This window comes from Streptomyces marianii (genome assembly GCF_005795905.1).
GTDB classification, from domain to species: domain Bacteria; phylum Actinomycetota; class Actinomycetes; order Streptomycetales; family Streptomycetaceae; genus Streptomyces; species Streptomyces marianii.
This window is the reverse complement of the sequence record NZ_VAWE01000001.1, coordinates 399,181-418,503: the sequence shown is the minus strand read 5'-3', so window position 1 is coordinate 418,503 and position 19,323 is coordinate 399,181. Positions and strand designations below refer to the sequence as shown.

Below are 19,323 nucleotides of genomic sequence, written 5' to 3'. Positions count from 1 at the left end.
CTCAGCTCCGTTCCTCGTCATCACCGGCGGATCCCGCCCGCGTCGCGCCGCCTCCGGGAACCGGCCCGGCCGGATGGATCGCGCCGGCCGTCTCCGTCAGCGGCGCGCCGCTCCCACCCCACCGCAGTGCCACGATCTCCGCCGCCACGGACACGGCGACCTCCTCGGGAGTACGGGCCCCCAGGTCAAGGCCCACCGGCGAGCGCAGCCGGGCCAGTTGCCCCTCGCCGAGCCCGGCCTCGTGCAGCCGCTTGGCGCGGTCGTCGTGGGTGCGGCGGCTGCCCATGGCGCCGATGTACGCCGCCGGCCGGCGCAGGGCCTGCTCCAGCAGTGGCACGTCGAACTTCGGATCATGCGTCAGTACGCAGATGACCGTGCGCCCATCGGTCTCGGTCCGGTCCAGATAGCGGTGCGGCCAGTCCACGACGACCTCGACGCCCTCCGGGAACCGCTTTGGCGTGGCGAACACCGGACGCGCGTCGCACACCGTCACCCGGTAGCCGAGGAAGTCACCGATCCTGGCGACGGCGGCCGCGTAGTCGATGGCCCCGAACACCAGCATCCTCGGCGGCGGAGCGAACGAGTGCAGGAAGACCGCGACGTCGTCCTCGCGGCGCTGTCCACGCGGCCCGTAGTGCCGCACACCGGTCGAGCCCTGCGCCAGCCCGCCGCGCGCGTCGGCCACGACGGCGGCGTCCAGCCCCTCGGAGCCGAGCGACCCGGCCACCTCGTCCGCCCACACCGCCAGGGTGGCGCCGCGCGCTGCGGGGCCGTCGGTCACGGTCGCGACCGTGACCGGACGGTGCGCTGCGACCGAGTCGGCCACCGCCCCGAACACCGCGTCGGTGCCCGGCGAGACGGCCCGCACCAGCAGCGTGATCTCACCACCGCAGGTCAGCCCGACCGCGAACGCGTCCTCGTCGCTGTACCCGAAGGTGTGCAGCCGCGCCGCACCGTCGGCGAGGACCTCCTGCGCCATCTCGAAGACCGCGCCCTCCACACAACCGCCGGACACACTGCCCACGACCTCGTCGTCCGGGCCGACGGCCATCGCCGCGCCGGGCCCGCGCGGCGCGCTGCGGCTCACCGACACGACCGTGGCCAGTCCGAACGGCTCGCCCCGGGCGTACCAGCGGCTCAGGGCGGGCAGGATCTCACGCATCCTCGGCTCCTCTCACCACCGCGGCGAGGTGCTCCAGCGCCGCCAGACTGTGTCCCTCGACGAACGCGTCGACGCTGGGCAGGGCCGCCGCCATCCCGGCCGCCAACGGCGCGTAACCGGGCCGGGCCTTGCGCGGATTGGCCCACACGACCCGGTGCGCCAGCCGGTGCAGCCGCCGCATCTGGGCGGCGAGGAGGGCCGGATCGCCGCGCTCCCAGCCGTCGGACAGCACCACGACGACGGCGCCCCGCGCCATCCCGCGCTGGCCCCACCGGTCGAGGAAGGCCCTCAGCATCTCGCCGAGCCGGGTGCCTCCGCGCCAGTCGGGGACGGCGGCGGCGACCGCCGCCAGCGCGGTGTCCGGGTCTCGGTGCCCCAGCGCGGCGGTCACCCGCGTCAGCCGGGTGCCGATCGTGAACACCTCCGTGGCCGCCCTCGACGCCGCGGGCCCGCCGTGCGCCGCGGCGTGCGCGAACCGCAGCAACGCGTCCGCGTACGGGGCCATCGACCCGCTCACGTCCACCAGCAGCACCACCCGGCGGGGTCGTTCGGCACGCGCCCGCCGGCGCAGCCGGGCCGGCTCCCCGCCGCGGCGCAGCCACTCCCGCACCGTCCGCCGGGGGTCGACGACACCCCGCCGCGCCGGGCGCAGCCGCGCGGAGCGACGCGGCTCGCCCCGCAGCGCGAACGCGGCCAGCAGCCGCCGCACCTGCTCGCGTTCGGCGGCCGTCAGCGCGGCGACATCGCGATGCCGCAGCACGTCCACCGGACTGGCGAGGGCCGCCGCCGCGCCCGGCCGCCGGTCCTCCTCCCCGCTGCCTCCGCGGGGGATGCGGTCCGTCTCCCGTACGGCGAGCCGCGGCGGAGGGGCCCCGGGCGGCAGCGGCCGGGCGCGTGGCGCCGGGGGGCGGTCGCGCGGCCCGAAGTAGACGCCGAACACGCGGTCGTAGCGGTCGAGGTCGTCCTGGCCGCCGCACAGCGTGAGCCTCCCCGCCCAGTACACGTCGTTCCGCCGCCGCGGCCCCAGGACGTCGAGTGCCCGCAGGAACGTCTGCACCCGGTCCGGCCCGGCGTCCAGTCCCGCGGCGCGCAGCGCGCGCGCGAATCCCACCAGCACCGCGGTACCGCCGTCCACCGCCGCCATCCTCCTCACGCCCCCGTAGCCCGCAGGGCGAGGATCGCGGACAGGTCCATGGATCGGGCCCGCTCCGTGTCCTCGCGGTACTTCAGCACCGAGCCGAGCGTCGCCACGGCCAGCTCCGCGTCCAGCTCCGTGGCACCCAGTGCGTCCAGCGCCTCGGCCCAGTCGATCGTCTCGGCCACTCCCGGCGGTTTCACCAGTTCCTCCGACCGCAGGGCCTGGACGAGGGCGGTGACCTGCTCGGCCAGTCTGGCCGACACCGCCGGCAGCCGGCTGCGGACGATCGCCAGCTCCCGGGCGAAGGCGGGGTGGTCGAACCAGTGGTACAGACAGCGCCGCTTGAGAGCGTCGTGCACCTCTCGGGTCCGGTTCGACGTCAGCACCACCACGGGAGGGGTTTCGGCGCGCAGCGTGCCCAGTTCGGGAACGGTGACCGAGTACTCCGACAGCAGCTCCAGGAGGAACGCCTCGAACTCGTCGTCCGCCCGGTCCACCTCGTCGACGAGCAGTACCGAGGGCTGGGTCCGCAGCGCCTGCAGCAGCGGCCGTTCGACGAGGAAACAGCGGTCGTACAGTTCCGCCTCCAGCCGGTCCACGTCGGTGACCCCGGCCGCCTCCGCCGCGCGCAGGTGCAGCAGTTGCCGCGGGAAGTCCCAGTCGTACAGGGCCTGCGAGGCGTCGATCCCCTCATAGCACTGCAACCGGATCAGCGGCGCTTCCAGCATCCTGGCGAGCGCACCGGCGAGCGACGTCTTTCCCACGCCCGCGTCACCCTCGCAGAACACCGGGCGGTGCAGCCTCAGCGCCAGGAAGCAGGCGGTGGCGAGGCCCTCGTCCACGAGGTAGCCGACGTCCTCCAGCCGCCGCCGCACCTCGTCCGGCCCCTGGGGAAGGACGGCGGTTGCTCCGGCGGCCCGTCGTGCCCCGCCGTCGCCGGCCTCCCCCGCGGACCCGGTCGCCGTCTCGCTCATCGGTGCCGCACACCCGTCACGACGGCCCGGCCGCGGCGAGCACCGCCCGCCGGGTGAGTACCCGGGCCATGTGCTCGCGGTACTCGGACGAACCCCACAGGTCCGTCGAGGGGCTGGTGCCCTCGGCCGCGGCCTCCGCGGCACGTGCCACCTCCTCGGGGCCCTCCGCTCCCGCGAGCGCCGCCTCGGCGGCGGCGGCCCGCAGCGGGGTCGGCCCCATGTTGGTGAGCCCGATCCGGGCTTCTGCGATCCGCCCGCCGTCCGAGCGGACCAGGACCGCGACGCCGACCGCCGCCCACGCCTGCGCGGTCCGGTGGAACTTCTCGTACCGGAATCCCCAGTCCCCGGACTTCGGGAGCCGTACCTCCACCAGCAGCTCGTCGGGGCCCAGCGCGGACTGCAGGTAGTCGGTGAAGAAGTCGCGTGCCGCGATGGTGCGCCGGCCCCGGGGGCCGGCGGCGACCAGTTCGCCGTCGAGCGCGAGGACGACCGCGGGCAGGTCCGCGGCCGGGTCCGCGTGGGCGAGGGAGCCGCCCAGTGTCCCCCGGTTGCGCACGGCGGGGTCGGCGACCGTCTCCGTCGCCGCGGCGAGCAGGCCCGCGTGCCGCCGCACCAGCGGGTCGGCCAGCACGTCGTGATGCGTGGTCATGGCGCCGATGACGAGGGTGTCCGCCTCCTCGTGGACCCCCCGCAGTTCGTCGATCCTGCCCACGTCCACCAGCAGTTCGGGGAAGGCGAGCCGCAGCCGCAGCATCGGGAGCAGGCTCTGGCCGCCGGCGAGGACCTTCGCTTCCTCACCGCCGTCGGCCAGCGCGGTCACGGCCTCGTCCACCGACTCCGGCCGCCTGTAGTCGAACGCCGCGGGGATCATGCCAACCCCTCCTCGCCCGGGGCGGGCGCCTGGCCCGTCGTCGGTGCCGTGCCCTCCGGCCGTCCCCCGGCGGGCACGGCGCCTTCCTCACCCCGGGCCTGCCGGATGGCCCGCCACACCCGCTCGGGGGTGCACGGCATCGGCACGTCCGTCACCCCGAGGGGGCGCAGCGCGTCCACGATGGCGTTGACGACCGCCGGTGTGGAGGCGATCGTCCCCGCCTCCCCGACGCCCTTCACACCCAGCGGGTTGGTGGTGGCCGGTGTCTCGGTGCGCTCGGTCGTGAACTCGGGCAGGTCGGCCGCCGAGGGCACCAGATAGTCCGCCATCGTCCCGGACGTCAGGTTCCCTTCGGCGTCGTACACGGCCTCCTCGTAGAGCGCCTGGCCGATGCCCTGGGCGAGGCCGCCGTGCACCTGGCCCTCGACGATCACCGGGTTGACCACCCGGCCTACATCGTCGACGCACACATAGGAGCGGATCCGGGTGTGGCCCGTCTCCGTGTCGACGTCCACGGCGCAGAGGTGCGTGCCGTGCGGGTAGGAGAAGTTGTCGGGGTCCACGACGTGGTCGGCGTGGATCGTCGGCTCCATGCCCTCGGGCAGGTCGTGCGAGGAGAACGCCTCGAACGCGATCTCCTGGATCGTCCGCCGCGCGTCCGGGGAGCCCTTCACCGAGAACACGCCCTCCGCGAAGTCGAGGTCGTCCTCGCTGGCCTCCAGCAGATGCGCCGCGATCTTCCGTGCCTTCTCCACGACCTTCTGCGCCGCCTCGTGCACCGCCGTGCCACCGACCACGAGGGAGCGCGAGCCGTAGGTGTCCATGCCCTGGGGCGCCGCCCGGGTGTCGCCGTGCACGACCTCGACGTCCTCGAACGGCACCCCCAGCACGTCGGCCGCGATCTGGCTCCAGGACGTCACATGGCCCTGACCGTGCGGGCTCGTGCCCGTGACGACCTCGACCTTGCCCGTCGGCAGCATGCGGACGTTCGCCGTCTCCCAGCCGCCGGCCGCGTACCGCAGGTCCCTCAGCACCCGGCTCGGCGCGACCCCGCACATCTCGGTGTACGTCGAGATGCCGATGCCGAGGCGCACCGGGTCGCCGCGCCGCACCCGCTCCTGCTGCTCGGCCCGCATCCCCTCGTAGCCGAACAGCGCCAGCGCCTTCTCCGTCGCCGCCTCGTAGTCGCCGCTGTCGTAGGTGAGCCCGGCGATCGAGGTGTACGGGAACTCGTCGTGGCCGATCCAGTTGAGCCGGCGCAGCTCCAGCGGGTCCATCCCCAGCTCCGCCGCGAGTTCGTCCATCATGCGCTCGATCGCGAACGTCGCCTCCGGGCGGCCCGCGCCCCGGTAGGCGTCGGTGGGTGTCCGCGTGGTGAAGACGCCGGTGCAGGTGAAGGCGTAGGCGTCCATCTTGTAGATCGCCGGGTACATGAACGCGCCGAGCAGCGGGGTCCCCGGTGTGATCAGCATCAGGTACGCGCCGAGGTCGGCGAGCAGGTCGACCTTCAGCCCGAGTAGCTTCCCCTCGCGCGTCGCCGCGATCTGGACGTCCTGGATCTGGCCCCGGCCGTGGTGGGTGGCGAGATAGCCCTCGGAGCGCGACTCGGTCCACTTCACCGGACGGCCGAGCGTGCGCGCCACGGCGAGGGCGACCGCCTCCTCCGCGTACACCTGGAGCTTGGAGCCGAAGCCGCCGCCCACGTCCGGGGCGATCACCCGCAGCTTCTGCTCGGGGATGCCGGTGACCATGGCCATCAGCACCCGCACGATGTGGGGGATCTGGGTGGCGGAGTACATGGTGTACTCGCCGGACGCGGCGATCGGCATGACGACCACGGCGCGCGGTTCCATCGCGTTGGGGATGAGCCGCTGCTGGAGGAACCGACGGGAGACCACCACGTCCGCCCGGGCCCGCGCGGAGTCCCAGTCCTCACCGGTCGTCAGCGGCCAGACGTAGCACCGGTTCGTGCCCTTGTCCGCGTGCACGAGTGGTGCGCCCTCCGCGAGCGCCGCCTCCAGGTCGAGCACCGGTTCGAGCGGGGTGTAGTCGACGTCCACCGCCTCGAGCGCGTCGGCCGCCGCGTAGCGGTCACGGGCGATCACCACGGCGACCGGGTCACCCGCGTAGCGCACCTCGTCCACGGCGACCGGCGGGTGGTCGGGCATCACGATGTCCTCGGTCACCGGCCACACGCACGGCATCGAGGCGAGACCGTCGGCGAGGTCGCGTCCGCTGAACGCCGCGACGACACCGGGCCGCTCCAGGGCGGGGGACACGTCCACCCGGTCGATCCGGGCATGGGCCATGGGACTGCGGAGCACGGCCATGTGGAGCATGCCGGGCACGCTGATGTTGTCGGTCCAGGTGGTCTGACCGGTGACCAGGTGCGCGTCCTCCTTGCGGGCCCGGGGGCGGCCGACCTCCCGCTGCGTCCGGTCCGCGGGCTGCGCGGTCATGTGGTGGCCTCCTGCTCGTGGCGGGCGGCCGCCAGCACCGCGTGGACGATGTTCTGGTAGCCCGTGCACCGGCAGAGGTTGCCCTCGAGGGCGTGGCGGACCTCGTCGGGAGTGGGGTCCGGATTGTCCCTCAGCAGTTCCCGGGCCGCCATGATCATCCCGGGTGTGCAGTAGCCGCACTGGAGCGCGTGCTTCTCGTGGAAGGCCCGCTGGAGGGAGTCGAGGCCCCCGGTGGGGGTGCCGAGCCCCTGCACGGTGGTCACCTCGCCTCCGTCGGCCTGCACCGTGAGCACCGAGCAGCTCTTGACGCTGCGCCCGTCGAGCTCGACGGTGCACGCGCCGCAGCTGCCGGTGTCGCAGCCGACGGGGGTGCCGGTCAGTCCCAGGCGGTCCCGCAGGTAGTGGACCAGCAGCAGACGCGGTTCCACGTCGTCCTGGTAGGCAACGCCGTCCACGGTCACCGAGATACGGTTCATCGGCCCTCCCAGGGACCGGGCAGGGGATACCAGATGGTTTTGTCTGGTATGTCCAACTCTAGATCGACGCAACACGCCCCGCGACCGAGCAGCTTGACGGCGTCCGCGGCCCGCTCCGGCCGGTCAGCCCGTGGTGTCGTGCACGTCCGCGATTACGCCGACCCGGTCGATCCGGTGCTCCGGGTTGTTCCGGTCGTCGCGCCAGAAGTTCCCCTCCGCGTTGTCCTCCGGGGTGGCGCAGGTGGAGATCGTGATCATCGGCTGTGTGGCGGTCCTGCCGGGGAAGCCGGGCACGGCGGCCCGCTGCTCGGCCAGTGACCGGGCGGACCGGAAGGACGTCGTCCGGTGCTCGGTGATCCGGTACTTGTAGATCTTGCCTCCCGAGGCCACCAGGACCGATTCGCCCACCCCCAGGGACGGCAGGTCCCGCAGGGGCCCGCCGGCGGACAGCCGGTGCGCGGTGACGAGGTAGTTGCCGACCTCTCCCGGCCCGGCCCCGCCCCGCTCACCGTACGGGCTGGCGGCCACCCCGCGGTCCTGGATGCGCGTTCCCGGCCAGTCGTCGGTGGTCCCCTCGTACGGGACGACGCGCAGGTCCGCCAGGCCGATCGACGGGATGCTCAGCGTGGCCGGCCGGGTGCGTGCGCTGCCCGGCGGCTCCGGCGTCCCGCTCGGGGACGGGGTGGACGCGGGGGCGAAGGACGTTGCCGGCGGGGCGGAGGCCGACGGGCGTGACCTCGGGGCCTCGGCCGCGGCGGGCGAGGCCCCCGGGGCGGCCGCGGGCTTGTCGGACGTCCGGGCACCGCCGGCCGCGGGGGAACAGGCTGCCAGCACGGCGACGAGGGCTCCGGCGAGAGCGGTGGGAACGGCGCGGGAAGCGTGCATGGGGGCATTCGGATCCGTGGCGGGGACGCGGCGGGCCGCGGTGCTGCTGGACCGCGGCCGTCCCCACGACGGTAACCGATCGTCTGTTCCCGCGCCGTCCCTCCGTGCGCCGTCCCTCCGTGCGCCGTCCCTCCGTGCGCCGCCCGTCCGTGCCGCCCCTTCGCGGCCGCCCCGTACGCGCGACGGTGCTCAGTCGACCGGCCAGGTGTGCGCGGGCGCGTTGAGGTGCATGTAGTCGATGTACTGCCTCGTCATCCGCCGGAGTGCCTCGTGGCGGGTCATATGGGTGGTGCTGTCGATGTGGTGGAACATCTCCGCCTGCCAGACCGCGCCGTTGCGGCCCGTGACGCAGCGCTGCTCGATGATCCCCAGCAGGGGCTCCCGCCACTGCGCGTCCATGCCGGACAGCTCCAGACCCCGGTGCGCCAGCGGCAGCAGTCGCCGCAGCACCAGTTCGGCGACCGGTACCTCCCCCATGCCCGGCCAGTACAGCCGGGCGTCGATCCCGTGGCGGGCGGCCGTGTGCAGATTGTCCTCGGCGGCCGAGAACGACATGCGCGACCACACCGGGCGCTCCTCCTCGACCAGCGCGCGGGTGAGCCCGTAGTAGAACGCGCCGTTGGCCAGGACGTCGGCGACCGTCGGCCCGGCGGGCAGTACCCGGTTCTCGACCCGGAGGTGGGGCCGGTCGTTGGCCACCGCGTACACCGGGCGGTTCCAGCGGTAGATCGTCCCGTTGTGCAGCGTGAGTTCGGCGAGTTCCGGGATGTCGCCGCCCTCCAGGGTCTCCCCCGGGTCCTGGTCGTCGCACAGGGGCAGCAGCGCGGGGAAGTAGCGCAGGTTCTCCTCGAAGAGGTCGAAGACGCTCGTGATCCAGCGCTCGCCGAACCACACCCGCGGCCGCACGCCCTGCACCTTGATCTCCTCGGGGCGGGTGTCGGTCGCCTGCTCGAAGAGCGGGATACGGGTCTCGCGCCACAGCTCCTTGCCGAACAGGAAGGGGGAGTTCGCGGCCAGGGCGATCTGCACGCCCGCGACGGCCTGCGCCGCGTTCCAGTACCCCGCGAACTCGTCGGGCGAGACCTGCAGGTGGAACTGGGTGCTCGTGCAGGCGGCCTCTGGTGTGATCGTGTCCGCGTAGGTCTGCAGCCGGTCCACACCGTCCACGACGATCCGCAGGTCCTCCCCGCGGGCGGCGAACACCTGCTCGTTCAGCAGCCGGTAGCGCGGGTTCTCGGACAGTGCCGCCTCGCCCACGTCCTTCTGTCGCAGCGTCGGCAGGATCCCCACCATCGCGAGGTGCGCACCGACCTGCGCGGCCCGGTCCTCGGCGTGGTTGAGCGCGTCCCTGATCTCCTGCTCCCAGGCGTCGGGGCCGCCGGCGGTCAGCCGGCGCGGTGGGATGTTGATCTCCAGGTTGAACCGGCCCAGCTCGCTGGACCAGGCGGGATCGGCGATCGCCTCGAGCACGTCGGTGCTCCGCATCGCCGGTTCGGCCGCGCCGTCCACGAGGTTCAGCTCGATCTCCAGGCCGACCTGCGGCCGCTCCGACTCGAACCGTGACTCGCTCAGCATCAGTGCGAAGGTGTCGAGACAGTCCTGCATCTTGTTCCGGTACCGACGGCGGTCGTCACGGGTGAACACCAGCGCCGGGACGTCTCGTCCCATCGGCCCTCCCGTATCTCCTCGGGCCCGATCCCCTCTCAGGGTGCCACCGCCCGTCGGACTCGACCAGCGAGCGGGACCGCGGGCCGGGCGGTCCGGAGCGCCCGGCCCGCGGACGTGGTCTGTTACACGCCGCCGCGTCCGTGCCGCCCGGTGGGTGGGGTGGCGTACGGGGTGGCGAGCGAGGGCGGCAACCGCTTGTTGTTGATGCTTGTACGGGTCGCTGTACGGTGCAGAGGGTTTGTCGGCTCATGTCGCCGTGGTTCATGCCGTATGCAGCCGAGAGTTACGGAAATATCCGCATTTCGTAACACAGGGTGGTTTGGGAGCTTACGGGAGTTTCTGTCCGGCGAGTGTGTGCGACCTCGGCACAGGCCGAGAGCATGGTCCGCCCGCCGGCCCCGCAGGCCGGGTGGGCACTGAAGTGAAGGGCATCCACATGTCTGCTTCCCGCAACGTCCGTCGTCTCGTGGCGGCGGCCCTGGCGTCCGGCGCGATCGTCGGCGCGATGGCCGTGCCGGCTTCCGCGGACAACGGGCACGACCGCCGCGACGGGCGCGACCGTCACGCCGGCCACAGCCGCCACCACGACGACCGGAACCGCTTCGACCGCGACAGATTCGACGGTGACCGGTTCGGCGGTGACCGGCGCGGTGACCGGTTCGGCGGTGACCGGTTCGGCCGGGACCGGCGTTCCCCGGTCGCCATCGGCCAGGTCCAGCACAACGGCCCGCGCCGTGACTTCCGCTCCAACCGCAGCCTGAACGCGGAGTGGGTCGAGGTGACGAACAACGGCCGCCGCGCCGTCGACCTCGACGGATGGACCCTGTCGGACAGCGACGGCAACCGCTACCGCTTCGACGACCTGCGCCTGCCCGCCCGTTCCAGCGTCCGTGTCCACACGGGCCGCGGCTTCGACACCCGCCACGACGTCTACCAGGGCCGCCGGAACCACATCTGGGACAGCCGGGACACGGCCACGCTGCGCGACGGCCGCGGCCGCGTCGTCGACTTCGAGTCCTGGGGACGCGGCTTCCCGCGCCGCTAGGGCGTGTTGCGTAAGTAGCTCCGTCCGCCCGTAGGGCCGGGGCCTGCGGCGTCTGGTGCATGGGGTCTCCCCAGGCCCTCCGGGCCGAGGGGAAGATCGCAAGGCGGAGGATCATCCTCGTACTGGACGTACTTGGATGACTCCGACAACGCAGCGAGCGTGCGTGCCAGGCGTCGCGGGCCAGGAGGGACTTGCGCAACACGCCCTACGTGCCGCGTCAGGCGACGTTCGCCCCGTCGCGGCGCCCGGCACGGCGACTCGCGGCGTTGCCGGATCAACCGAGTAGGCCCACTACGGGGTCGATCCGGGGCCTTGCGTTCTTCCCCTCGGCCGGAGGGCCTGGGCAGACCCCACCCCCTCGGCCGGAGGGCCTGGGGAGACCCCACCCCCTCGGCCCGGGAGGGCCTGGGGAGACCCCACCCCCTCGGCCCGGGAGGGCCTGGGGAGACCCCACCCCCTCGGCCCGGGAGGGCCTGGGGAGACCCCACCCCATCGGCCCGGGAGGGCCTGGGGAGACCCCACCCCATCGGCCCCGAGGGCCGGGGGAGGCCCCGTGCACCGGACGCCGCTCCTTGACGGGCGAACCTTGCCTGACGCGCCGCTAGCGCGTCTCCCCGGCGGGCCTGCGCCGTCGCCGTCCGGCACGCGTCCCTCGCAGCGCGGGCCGGAAGCCCCGGCAGCTTCGCCACAAGGCTTCCGGCCTCCCTGCGGTCGCACGCACCGGACGCCCCCTCGACGGGCGGCCATCGCCGGTCGCGGCACCGGCCCACCGCCGCGGCCTCACCGAGACGCCCGGACGCGGCCGCTGTGCCGTCCACCCGAGGCGGGCCGGGCCCCGGCCCGGCCCGCCTCGAGTGTGCTGACTCCGGCCCTCCCGTTCCGTCCGGATCCGAACGGACCGGACGGGAGGTTCCGGCCCCCGTCCGGGCCACTGCCGGAAGGCGCGGTTCCCGCCCGGGGCGCTACCCGTCCGGCTCCCGCCCGTCCGGCCGTCGTGCCCCGTGGTCCGTGACGACCTCGCGGACGACGTGCCGGGCGATGGCCGCCATCCTCGGATTCGTGTCCCGGTAGTGCCGCAGCTCCATCAGCGCGATCGACAGCGCCCATCCCCGCCCCCTCGTCCACGCCGCCTCGTCGACGCCCAGAGCCGCGCGGAACGGGCGGCGCGCTTCGGCGGTCAGGACGTACCACGCCACGATCAGATCGACCGCCGGATCGCCCAGCCCCAGGCAGCCGAAGTCGATGACGGCGCCGAGACGTCCCCCCACGAGCAACAGATTCCCCGGCTGGAGATCCGCGTGGACCCAGACGCGCGGTCCGTCCCGGCCGGGGGCCCGCAGCGATGCCTCCCACGCTGCGACCGCCGCGCCCGCGTCGACGATCCCCTCCAGGGCCCCGATCGCGGCGCGGGTGTCGGCGTCCCGTGCGGAGAGCGGTTCCGCTCGGTACGAGGCGGGCGCGTCCGCCGGGTCGATCCGGTGCAGCGCGGCGACGAAGCCCGCCAGGTCCCCGGCGAGCGGCAGCGGCGCGGCGAGCCGGCCGGGCACCGGGTTCTCGCCGTCCAGCCAGCCGTAGACCGACCACGGCCACGGGAATCCGCCGCCCGGCACGCCCTTGCCGAGGGGTGCCGGCACGGCCGTGGGGAGGTTCGGGGCGAGCCGCGGGAGCCACCGGTGCTCCTTGTCCACGTCGTCGGCGGACCCCGGGGTGCAGGGCAGCCGCACGACCATGTCCCGTCCGAGGCGGAACATGGCGTTGGCCGTGCCGGCGGAGGGCACCGCGGTGACGGGCATGCCCGCCCACTGCGGGAACTGCCGGTGCAGGAGCCGTCGTACCAGCGTCTCGTCGATCCGCGTCGTTCCGTCCCGCGTCGTCCTGACGGTCATGCCTTCCTCTCCTCGCAGACGCCCCGACCGCAGCGCGGGTCGCGAGGGCGGCGGGCTCCGGGCCGTGGGGCCGGAGCAGGTCGATGGAAGCCGCCCGGCCCACGGCCCGTCAACTCAGTTCCCGCCGGGCGCGACCGCCCTCGTGCCGCCGGCCGTTCCGCCACCGCCGGTGCCGACGCCGCCCCGGGGGCGTGACTCGCTGAACGGACGCACGTCCTGCCGGCATACGGTCCCCGCCGGAGGGAGGACGCCGTCGACGAGGTAGCGGCGCTCGTGGTCGTCCACGCACAGACTCGGGTTGACGACGGACGAGTGCCCGTACCCCTCGACGGTCAGCAGGCGTGCGCTGGCGAGCTGCCGGGTCATCGCGAGCGCGCCCTGGTACGGGGTCGCAGGGTCGTACACGGTGTTCACCACGAGCACGGGGTTCGCCGTGGGACGGTTCCACGGGCCCGCGTAACGGGAGGCGGCCGTCGCCGGCCAGGTGGCACACGGCTCGCTCGCCCAGGCGACGGCCCGGCCGAGGTCACCGGCGCGGCCGTAGCTGAACTCCGCCAGTTCGGGGAACCGCCGTGGATCGCGCGGATTGGGGCTCTCGGAACACCGGATCGCCTCGATCTGTTCGAACGCCGGGTACGGCAACGGGCCCTCCGGCGCGACGGGTTCCTGCGGGGGCCGCCACGCCCAGAGGTCCTCCAGCGTCCAGGCCAGGTCGTACCAGCCGGGGTCGATGGCGTAGAGGCCGCTGAGCACCGTGGTGACGGTCCTGGCGTACGTCCACGACCCCTGCGCGCGCTCCTGGAGGCGCGTCATAAGCCGTTCGAATTTCGCACGGGTCGCCTCTGGGCTCCCGGCGGAGAAGGCGCAACGGTCGGCACCGGTGCGCCCGCAGTGGTCGAGGAACTGACGCAGGGTCGCGGCCGACCCCAGGTCGACGTCCTCCCGAAGGAACGTCGTCAGCCGCGGGTTCGCACCGGCGGCCCCGTCCACCCAGGCCCGCGGGTCGATGTTGCTGTCCAGGACCATCGCCCGGACCTTGTCGGGGAAGAGATTGGCGTACGTGGCACCGAGGAACGTTCCGTACGACACCCCGAGGAAGCTGAGCTTCTCGTCTCCCACGGACTGCCGGAGCCGGTCCAGGTCGCGTGCCGTGTCGGTGGTGGAGACGTGCCGCAGCAACTCCGGGTCGCGCTGCTCGCAGAGCCGGCCGAGGTCGGAGTAGGCGTCGACCCAGGCCTCCGTCTCGCTCTCGCCGACGGGGAACCCGAAGGGTATGCGCTCCAGCCACTCGTACGCCTCGTCGGCGGTGGGGAAACAGTGGACCGCGGTGCTCCCGCCGACCCCGCGGGGGTCCCAGCTGGCGATGTCGAAGCGCTGCCGGAGTTCCTCGGGGAAGAGCTCGTACCACTGGGGCAGGGCCTGGGTGCCCGCTCCGCCGGGGCCTCCGGGGTTGAAGAAGAGGGTGCCGAGGCGCGGTGCGGGGCCCGTCGCCCGGTGTCTGATGACGGCGAGATCCACCGCTCGCCCCGCGGGCCGTCGATAGTCGAGCGGTGCCTTCGCTGTGGCGCAGTCGAAGCCGGGGGCCTCGGCGCAGGGGCTCCAGACGAGGGCCGGAGCCGCGTCCGCCGGGGCCGGCCCGTCGGCCGGCCCCGGGACGGGGGAACGGGCGGGGGCAGGGGCGCCGACCGGGGCGGGGGCAGGGGCACTCAGCACGCAGGCGCAGATCGTGGCCGCGACGGCGACCGCGGCGAAGCGCCCGCGGCCGGCGGGGGATCGGGGTATGTGCATGGTCATCCTTTGCCGCCGCGGCACCGGGCGTCGTCTGCGTCAGGAGCGTTCGTCCCGATACGACGTCGGGGCCACCGGGCCTGCAACCGCACACGGCCGAATGGCCGTCACCCGTCGGACGGGGCGGGGCCCCTGAAGAACCGCCACCTCGGCCGCCGAGGGGAGGACCGAAAGGCTCCGGCTCCGGACGGAGCCTGGCCTGGGCGGAGCCGGGTGACGACCGCACGGCCGCCGTCGGCGGCCTCGGCGGGGCCACGGAGCCACGGGCACCCTGAGGGTCCGCACGGCCTGAGCGGATGCTCCGCGACCCGCCTACCGTGACGTGCCGGCGTTCCACCGCTGGTCTGCGTCGCCGTCCAGCCCGTCGAACCCCAGGGAACCATCGTGGGGTTCGAGGGCGAAGTCCGGGTCGATCCGCGGGCTGACCACTCCCGCGCCGTCGACGTCGAACAGCAGATTGAGGCCGTTGCGGCCGTCGGCGGACGAGCACGACCAGATCCCGGCGCCGCGGTCGGTGTCCCCGCGAGAGTCGAGGCAGAAGCCGGGATCCCCGCTGTTGCGCAGCAGGCCGTTCGGCTCGAGCCGCCACCGCTGGGTCGTGGCGCCGTTGCACTCGGTCGTGATGACGTCGGTCCGGTTGGCCATCACCCCGTCCTCGACGTCGAGACACAGACCCGTGCCCGCGTTGACCACCGGGTGGTAGCCCGCTCCGGGGACGATCGGCGCCGGAATCGGCACCGCGCTCCCCGTCGGCGCGGGTGCCGGGGGTTCGGCCGGGGGCGGTGTGCGCGTCGGAGAAGGCGTGGGCCGTGCCGCGGGCGGGGCGCTGGGGCTCGTCGACAGGGTCGGGACCGGCGGCGGAGCCGCGGCGGTGGGGAACGCGCCCTCCGCCGTGGGTGCCGACGCCGCCGGCTCGCGCGACCCGCCGGAGTCCCCGGACGAGGCCACCAGGGCGGTCCCCGTGGCGGCGGAGCCCAGGACCACGACGGCGGCGGCGATCAGCATGACGGTCCGGGAGGGAAGGCGCGTGCGCCACCCCGGCGCCGCGCCGGCGGGCGGCTGCGGGGGACGCCCGGGGGCCGACGCCGTCGTCTGGCCGGCCGCGAACGCCGGCCCGCTGCCCGGTGCCGGCGCGGGCCCTGGCGGGCCCTGGTCGGACCCGGGCCCTGGCATGCCGGCGGCGGGCACCGCCCCGGGCACCACGGACACCACCCCCTGCGTTCCGGACACCGGCAGACGTGCGGTGTACTCGGCGCCGCCCCAGCCCAGCAGATGCTCGGCGAAGACCATCCGGGGGTTGTCGGTCATCCGGGTCAGCTCGGCGACCGCCCGGGTGCAGCGCGGGCACTCGGCCAGATGCAGCGTCAGATCCTCGCTCCGCCTCCGGTCCACGGTCCGGGCCGCCGCCTCGATGATCCTGCGGTAGCCCAGGCACCGCTTGTCGCCCCGTTCCAGAAACGCCTGGAGAAAGGCCCGGCGCATGGACTCCGGCGCCCGGAGCCGCAGATCGGGGACGAGATCGGCGCGGACGCCCAGATACCCGGCGGCCGTGGAGTCCGGCTCCTGGTCCACCACGGTGTACCAGAGCGCTCCCCGGGTCAGGGCCGGCAGCCGACAGAAGGCGGTGAGCACGGCGGCGGAGACCTCGGGCGCGGCGCCGGCCGCCTGCCGGCCGGAGACGGTGGCTGCGGACGTCCCCGCCGCCGGGACCGCACCGGTCCCGGCGGCGTCGGTCTGGTCGATCCAGGCGGCGAAGTCGGCCGAGAGCCTGTCCCGGCGGCCGCCGCGGGCCCAGTCCGTGCCCACGCGCCGGACGAGCACCAGCAGATGGTGGCGCCAGTGCCCGCGCGGCTCGATGCCGCGGCCGGCCTCCTCCGAGGCCAGCCGCAGTGCCTCGGCGGCCAGCTGGTTGCCGGCGGTCTGGTTCCGGCCGCAGAGCCGGGCGTAGGCGAGGACCGCGGGCAGGTGCCGGCGCTTGAGCTCCTGGATCGCCGGATGGGCGCGCGGGGCACCGGACCGGATCCGCTCCCCGAGCTCCGCGTCCGACAGGGCGGAGTCGTCCTGCTGCCCCTGTGCGCGCAGCGGACGTGCGTTGTGGAGCTCTGGCACCCTTGCGTCTCCTCGTCCCCCGAGGCATGGCCGACCCGCCCCGCAGGGGGGCGCCGGTTCACTTGCCGGTAACAAATGCCCATGGTGGATCAGCGCGACGGGCTGGGAAAGGTGTTTCCGCGGGTAAGTCGTCGAGGTGAGGGCGCCGGTGGGCCGCCCGGTCAGCCGGCCCGTCCGACGCGGGCGCGGACCAGCACCGTGTCGTCGTGCGGCGGTCCGGGCAGCAGTCGGGCCAGGATCCGGTCCGCCGCCTCCACCAGCGGGCCCGAGGCGCGGGCCAGTTCGGCGCCGAGGCGCGCTGCGTCTCCCTCGACCGGCGGGAATCGCCGACGGGCACGTCCCGACGCCGGGCGTGATGCGCGATCGGACTCAGCGCACGTCCGGCAGATCCGCCAGTTCGGCAGCCCGGCGCAGCACTCCCACGAGCATCGGGAAGGTGAGCCGGCCGGTGAAGGTGTTGCGCTGACTCGGGTGGTAGCTGCCCAGCAGGTGCAGCGGATGCGCAAGACCGTCGACCGCCGGCAGGACGACGTGAACTCCGTGGCCGAAGACGGGACGCGGCCGCGGTAGCGGCCGCCCGGTTTCGCGGATCGCCGCGAGCAGGGCCCGCCAGCCGAAGCCGCCGAGCGCGACCACCGCACGGAGCCGGGGAGCCAGCAGACCCAGCTCGGCCGACAGCCAGGGACGGCACGCACGGAGCTCGTCCGCCGTCGGCCGGTTCTCCGGAGGGGCGCAGTGCACGGGGGCGGTCAGCCGTACACCGCGCAGCGCCAGCCCGTCGCCGGTGTGCCGCGACGTGGGCTGCGACGCGAGGCCGATCTCGTGCAGGGCGGCGAAGAGGAAGTCACCGGTCGCGTCGCCGGTGAACATCCGTCCGGTGCGGTTCGCCCCGTGCGCGGCCGGGGCGAGACCGACCACGGCCAGGGACGCGTCCGCGGGACCGAATCCGGGGACCGGGCGCCCCCAGTACTCCCAGTCCTGGAACGAGGCGCGCCTGACCCGGGCCACCTCCTCGCGCCAGGCGACGAGCCGGGGACACGCCCGGCACCGTGCGACGAGCTCGTCCAGCTCGTCCAGACGGGTGCAGCGAGGCGCGTGGCGGGCCGGGAACGCCGGGTCGTCGGCACCGGGGCCGCTGCCTCGGTCGAGCGGTCGCTCCATCCCTCCACGCTACCGGGCCCCCGAGGTGCCATGGTCTTCCGGCGGTCGGCGCACGCCGCACGGACAGGGGAGCGGTGTGCCGCCGAGTGGGCGGATCCGCGGCGGCACCGGTGACCGGCGGTCTGCGCCGGGGAGGGGCGACCACGACGTGAGCCGGGGACGGACGGCACGCCCGCAGCCCGGGCGGAGCCGGCTCCGCCCGGGCCCGGATGCGCGTTCCGTCCCGTTCCGCAGCCGGAACGGAGCCGGGTGCGCCCAGCGCCCTTCCCGACGCCGCGGACGCGGTCCCCGGGGCCCGGGCATGGAAAATCCCGGGCGCCCGCCTCCTGTGGCTCTCTACACTCGGCTCACCCGCCGCCACGTCAACGTGGCGCGCACCACCAGGAGTTGGACCGACTGAGGGGAGGCCGGACGTGCGCTGCCGCACCACCGCCTTCGTTGCCCGGTCCCGGTACGACGTGATCCTGGTGTCTCCGGCCCGCCGGTGACGGCTGCGCGGCCGCCACCGGACCCCGCGACGACCACCCACCGACCGGCGGTGGCCGAGCGGATCCTGCCGCGGTAGGCGACGACGGTCGCGGCGGCCCCGCCCCCACGAGGGTGGGGCCGCCTTGCGTCGGAAGCCAGGTTGTTGCGGGAGGTCACGGTGTCGGCCCGGTAGTCCTAGCTCGGACACCAGGGAACAAGTAACCCGCCGGTAGGTTCCGGAGGCCGTTTCCTGGGGCCAAGGGACTTCGTTGAGCCGACCGGGTGAGCGCCCGAAGGGCCGACGACAAGGGGCGGGTGTGCGACGGGAGTGGTCGCCGGAAGACGCAGTGGCGTGCTGGACGCTGGTGGATGGCGACTGGGACCTGGTAGCGAACAAGTCTGGCCCGACCCGGCTCGGATTCTGCCTGATGCTCAAGTTCTTCGAGATCGAGGGTCGGTTCCCGGAGTTCATCGAGGAGTTTCCGCAGCCCGCTGTCGCGTACGTCGCCGGACTGGTCAAGGTGCCGGCGGCCGAGCTCGGGAAGTATGACCTGGCGGGCGCGAAGCGGCACCGGAAGCAGATCCGCGAGGCACTGGGGTTCCGGCCGTCGACGCTGGCGGATGAGGAACGGCTGACAGAGTGGATGGCGACGGAGGTCTGCCCGGTCGAGCTGGTCGAGGACCGGCAGCGGGAGGCCCTGTTGGTGCAGTGCCGTGTCGAGCGCATCGAACCGCCCGGCCGCACGCGCGTCGAGAAGGTCCTGGTGGCGGCACGCAACCGGTGGGAGCGGGCGTTCTGCGCGCGGACCGTCGAACGTCTCGGCGAGGTGTGCGTCGGCCGGCTGCTGACGCTGGTGGCCGAAGGCAACGACGACGGCACCGCGCTGCTCGCCTCACTGAAGCGGGACCCGGGCGCGGTCGGGCTGGACTCGCTGCTGACCGAGATCACGAAGCTGAACGACGTGCGCAGGCTCGGCCTGCCCGAGGGGCTGTTCGCGGACTGCTCGGAGAAGATGGTGGCCGCGTGGAGGGCGCGGGCGATCAAGATGTACCCCTCCGACTTCCGCGACACGAGCGAGGACGTGCGGGTCACGCTGCTGGCCGCGTTGTGCTCCTCCCGGCAGGCGGAGATCACGGACGCGCCGGTTGAGCTACTGGTTGCCCTGGTTCACAAGATCAACGCCCGTGCCGAGCGGCGCGTGGAGACCTCGTAGCCACCGCCGCCCGCGCGCT

The 19,323-nt window shown here is 74.1% G+C and carries 14 protein-coding genes; 2 read left to right on the top strand and 12 right to left on the bottom strand.

From position 1 onward, the window contains the following. Window position 1: 1 nt before the first annotated feature. The 8 genes from FEF34_RS01855 to FEF34_RS01820 all read right to left on the bottom strand — a co-directional run bounded on the left by FEF34_RS01855 (window position 2) and on the right by FEF34_RS01820 (window position 9,633). The gene (locus FEF34_RS01855; RefSeq protein ID WP_138051559.1) at window positions 2-1,162 is read right to left on the bottom strand and encodes an XdhC family protein; all 1,161 of its coding nucleotides are present in this window, start codon (window positions 1,160-1,162) and stop codon (window positions 2-4) included. Continuing rightward, the gene (locus FEF34_RS01850; RefSeq protein WP_138051558.1) at window positions 1,155-2,306 is read right to left on the bottom strand and encodes a vWA domain-containing protein; all 1,152 of its coding nucleotides are present in this window, start codon (window positions 2,304-2,306) and stop codon (window positions 1,155-1,157) included. Before FEF34_RS01850 ends, FEF34_RS01855 begins: the two co-directional genes overlap by 8 nt. A gap of 5 nt (window positions 2,307-2,311) precedes the next feature. Further along, entirely contained in the window at window positions 2,312-3,274 is a 963-nt protein-coding gene (locus tag FEF34_RS01845; RefSeq protein WP_234042218.1) for an AAA family ATPase, read from the bottom strand. A 16-nt stretch (window positions 3,275-3,290) separates the two neighbouring features. After that, window positions 3,291-4,145 carry an FAD binding domain-containing protein gene (locus tag FEF34_RS01840; protein ID WP_138051557.1) on the bottom strand — a complete coding sequence of 285 codons (855 nt, stop codon included), beginning with the start codon at window positions 4,143-4,145 and terminating at the stop codon, window positions 3,291-3,293. Then, on the bottom strand, window positions 4,142-6,604 hold the full coding sequence (locus FEF34_RS01835) for a xanthine dehydrogenase family protein molybdopterin-binding subunit (protein ID WP_138051556.1): 2,463 nt from the start codon (window positions 6,602-6,604) through the stop codon (window positions 4,142-4,144). The genes FEF34_RS01840 and FEF34_RS01835 overlap by 4 nt, the downstream gene beginning before the upstream one ends. Next, the gene (locus FEF34_RS01830) at window positions 6,601-7,080 is read right to left on the bottom strand and encodes a (2Fe-2S)-binding protein (RefSeq protein WP_138051555.1); all 480 of its coding nucleotides are present in this window, start codon (window positions 7,078-7,080) and stop codon (window positions 6,601-6,603) included. Before FEF34_RS01830 ends, FEF34_RS01835 begins: the two co-directional genes overlap by 4 nt. A 123-nt stretch (window positions 7,081-7,203) precedes the next feature. After that, on the bottom strand, window positions 7,204-7,965 hold the full coding sequence (locus tag FEF34_RS01825; protein ID WP_138051554.1) for a class E sortase: 762 nt from the start codon (window positions 7,963-7,965) through the stop codon (window positions 7,204-7,206). Window positions 7,966-8,154: 189 nt separating this feature from the next. After that, window positions 8,155-9,633: a glutamate-cysteine ligase family protein gene (locus tag FEF34_RS01820; protein WP_138051553.1), complete on the bottom strand. Its 1,479-nt coding sequence runs from the start codon at window positions 9,631-9,633 to the stop codon at window positions 8,155-8,157. Window positions 9,634-10,069: 436 nt separating this feature from the next. Between FEF34_RS01820 and FEF34_RS43870 the strand changes: the two genes are divergently transcribed. Continuing rightward, window positions 10,070-10,678 carry a lamin tail domain-containing protein gene (locus FEF34_RS43870; RefSeq protein WP_325063611.1) on the top strand — a complete coding sequence of 203 codons (609 nt, stop codon included), beginning with the start codon at window positions 10,070-10,072 and terminating at the stop codon, window positions 10,676-10,678. A gap of 962 nt (window positions 10,679-11,640) precedes the next feature. Here the strand turns inward: FEF34_RS43870 and FEF34_RS01810 are convergent. From FEF34_RS01810 to FEF34_RS01795, 4 genes are all read right to left on the bottom strand, one after another. After that, on the bottom strand, window positions 11,641-12,564 hold the full coding sequence (locus FEF34_RS01810; protein WP_138051552.1) for an aminoglycoside phosphotransferase family protein: 924 nt from the start codon (window positions 12,562-12,564) through the stop codon (window positions 11,641-11,643). 114 nt (window positions 12,565-12,678) lie between these two features. Then, complete coding sequence (locus tag FEF34_RS01805) at window positions 12,679-14,352, bottom strand: alpha/beta hydrolase (protein WP_138051551.1); 1,674 nt, start codon at window positions 14,350-14,352, stop codon at window positions 12,679-12,681. Between the two features lie 312 nt (window positions 14,353-14,664). Then, complete coding sequence (locus FEF34_RS01800) at window positions 14,665-16,461, bottom strand: RICIN domain-containing protein (RefSeq protein WP_138051550.1); 1,797 nt, start codon at window positions 16,459-16,461, stop codon at window positions 14,665-14,667. A gap of 369 nt (window positions 16,462-16,830) precedes the next feature. Then, complete coding sequence (locus FEF34_RS01795; protein ID WP_138051549.1) at window positions 16,831-17,622, bottom strand: uracil-DNA glycosylase; 792 nt, start codon at window positions 17,620-17,622, stop codon at window positions 16,831-16,833. A 785-nt stretch (window positions 17,623-18,407) separates the two neighbouring features. Between FEF34_RS01795 and FEF34_RS01790 the strand changes: the two genes are divergently transcribed. Further along, the gene (locus FEF34_RS01790) at window positions 18,408-19,304 is read left to right on the top strand and encodes a DUF4158 domain-containing protein (protein WP_234042217.1); all 897 of its coding nucleotides are present in this window, start codon (window positions 18,408-18,410) and stop codon (window positions 19,302-19,304) included. Window positions 19,305-19,323 lie beyond the last annotated feature (19 nt).

What these genes read in the sequence shown, in the direction of transcription:
- FEF34_RS01805 (WP_138051551.1), bottom strand. Translation starts at nt 14,352, where the DNA reads ATGCACATACCCCGATCCCCCGCCGGCCGCGGGCGCTTCGCCGCGGTC.
- FEF34_RS01820 (WP_138051553.1), bottom strand. Translation starts at nt 9,633, where the DNA reads ATGGGACGAGACGTCCCGGCGCTGGTGTTCACCCGTGACGACCGCCGT.
- FEF34_RS43870 (WP_325063611.1), top strand. Translation starts at nt 10,070, where the DNA reads ATGTCTGCTTCCCGCAACGTCCGTCGTCTCGTGGCGGCGGCCCTGGCG.
- FEF34_RS01850 (WP_138051558.1), bottom strand. Translation starts at nt 2,306, where the DNA reads ATGGCGGCGGTGGACGGCGGTACCGCGGTGCTGGTGGGATTCGCGCGC.
- FEF34_RS01830 (WP_138051555.1), bottom strand. Translation starts at nt 7,080, where the DNA reads ATGAACCGTATCTCGGTGACCGTGGACGGCGTTGCCTACCAGGACGAC.
- FEF34_RS01845 (WP_234042218.1), bottom strand. Translation starts at nt 3,274, where the DNA reads ATGAGCGAGACGGCGACCGGGTCCGCGGGGGAGGCCGGCGACGGCGGG.
- FEF34_RS01810 (WP_138051552.1), bottom strand. Translation starts at nt 12,564, where the DNA reads ATGACCGTCAGGACGACGCGGGACGGAACGACGCGGATCGACGAGACG.
- FEF34_RS01795 (WP_138051549.1), bottom strand. Translation starts at nt 17,622, where the DNA reads ATGGAGCGACCGCTCGACCGAGGCAGCGGCCCCGGTGCCGACGACCCG.
- FEF34_RS01840 (WP_138051557.1), bottom strand. Translation starts at nt 4,145, where the DNA reads ATGATCCCCGCGGCGTTCGACTACAGGCGGCCGGAGTCGGTGGACGAG.
- FEF34_RS01835 (WP_138051556.1), bottom strand. Translation starts at nt 6,604, where the DNA reads ATGACCGCGCAGCCCGCGGACCGGACGCAGCGGGAGGTCGGCCGCCCC.
- FEF34_RS01855 (WP_138051559.1), bottom strand. Translation starts at nt 1,162, where the DNA reads ATGCGTGAGATCCTGCCCGCCCTGAGCCGCTGGTACGCCCGGGGCGAG.
- FEF34_RS01825 (WP_138051554.1), bottom strand. Translation starts at nt 7,965, where the DNA reads ATGCACGCTTCCCGCGCCGTTCCCACCGCTCTCGCCGGAGCCCTCGTC.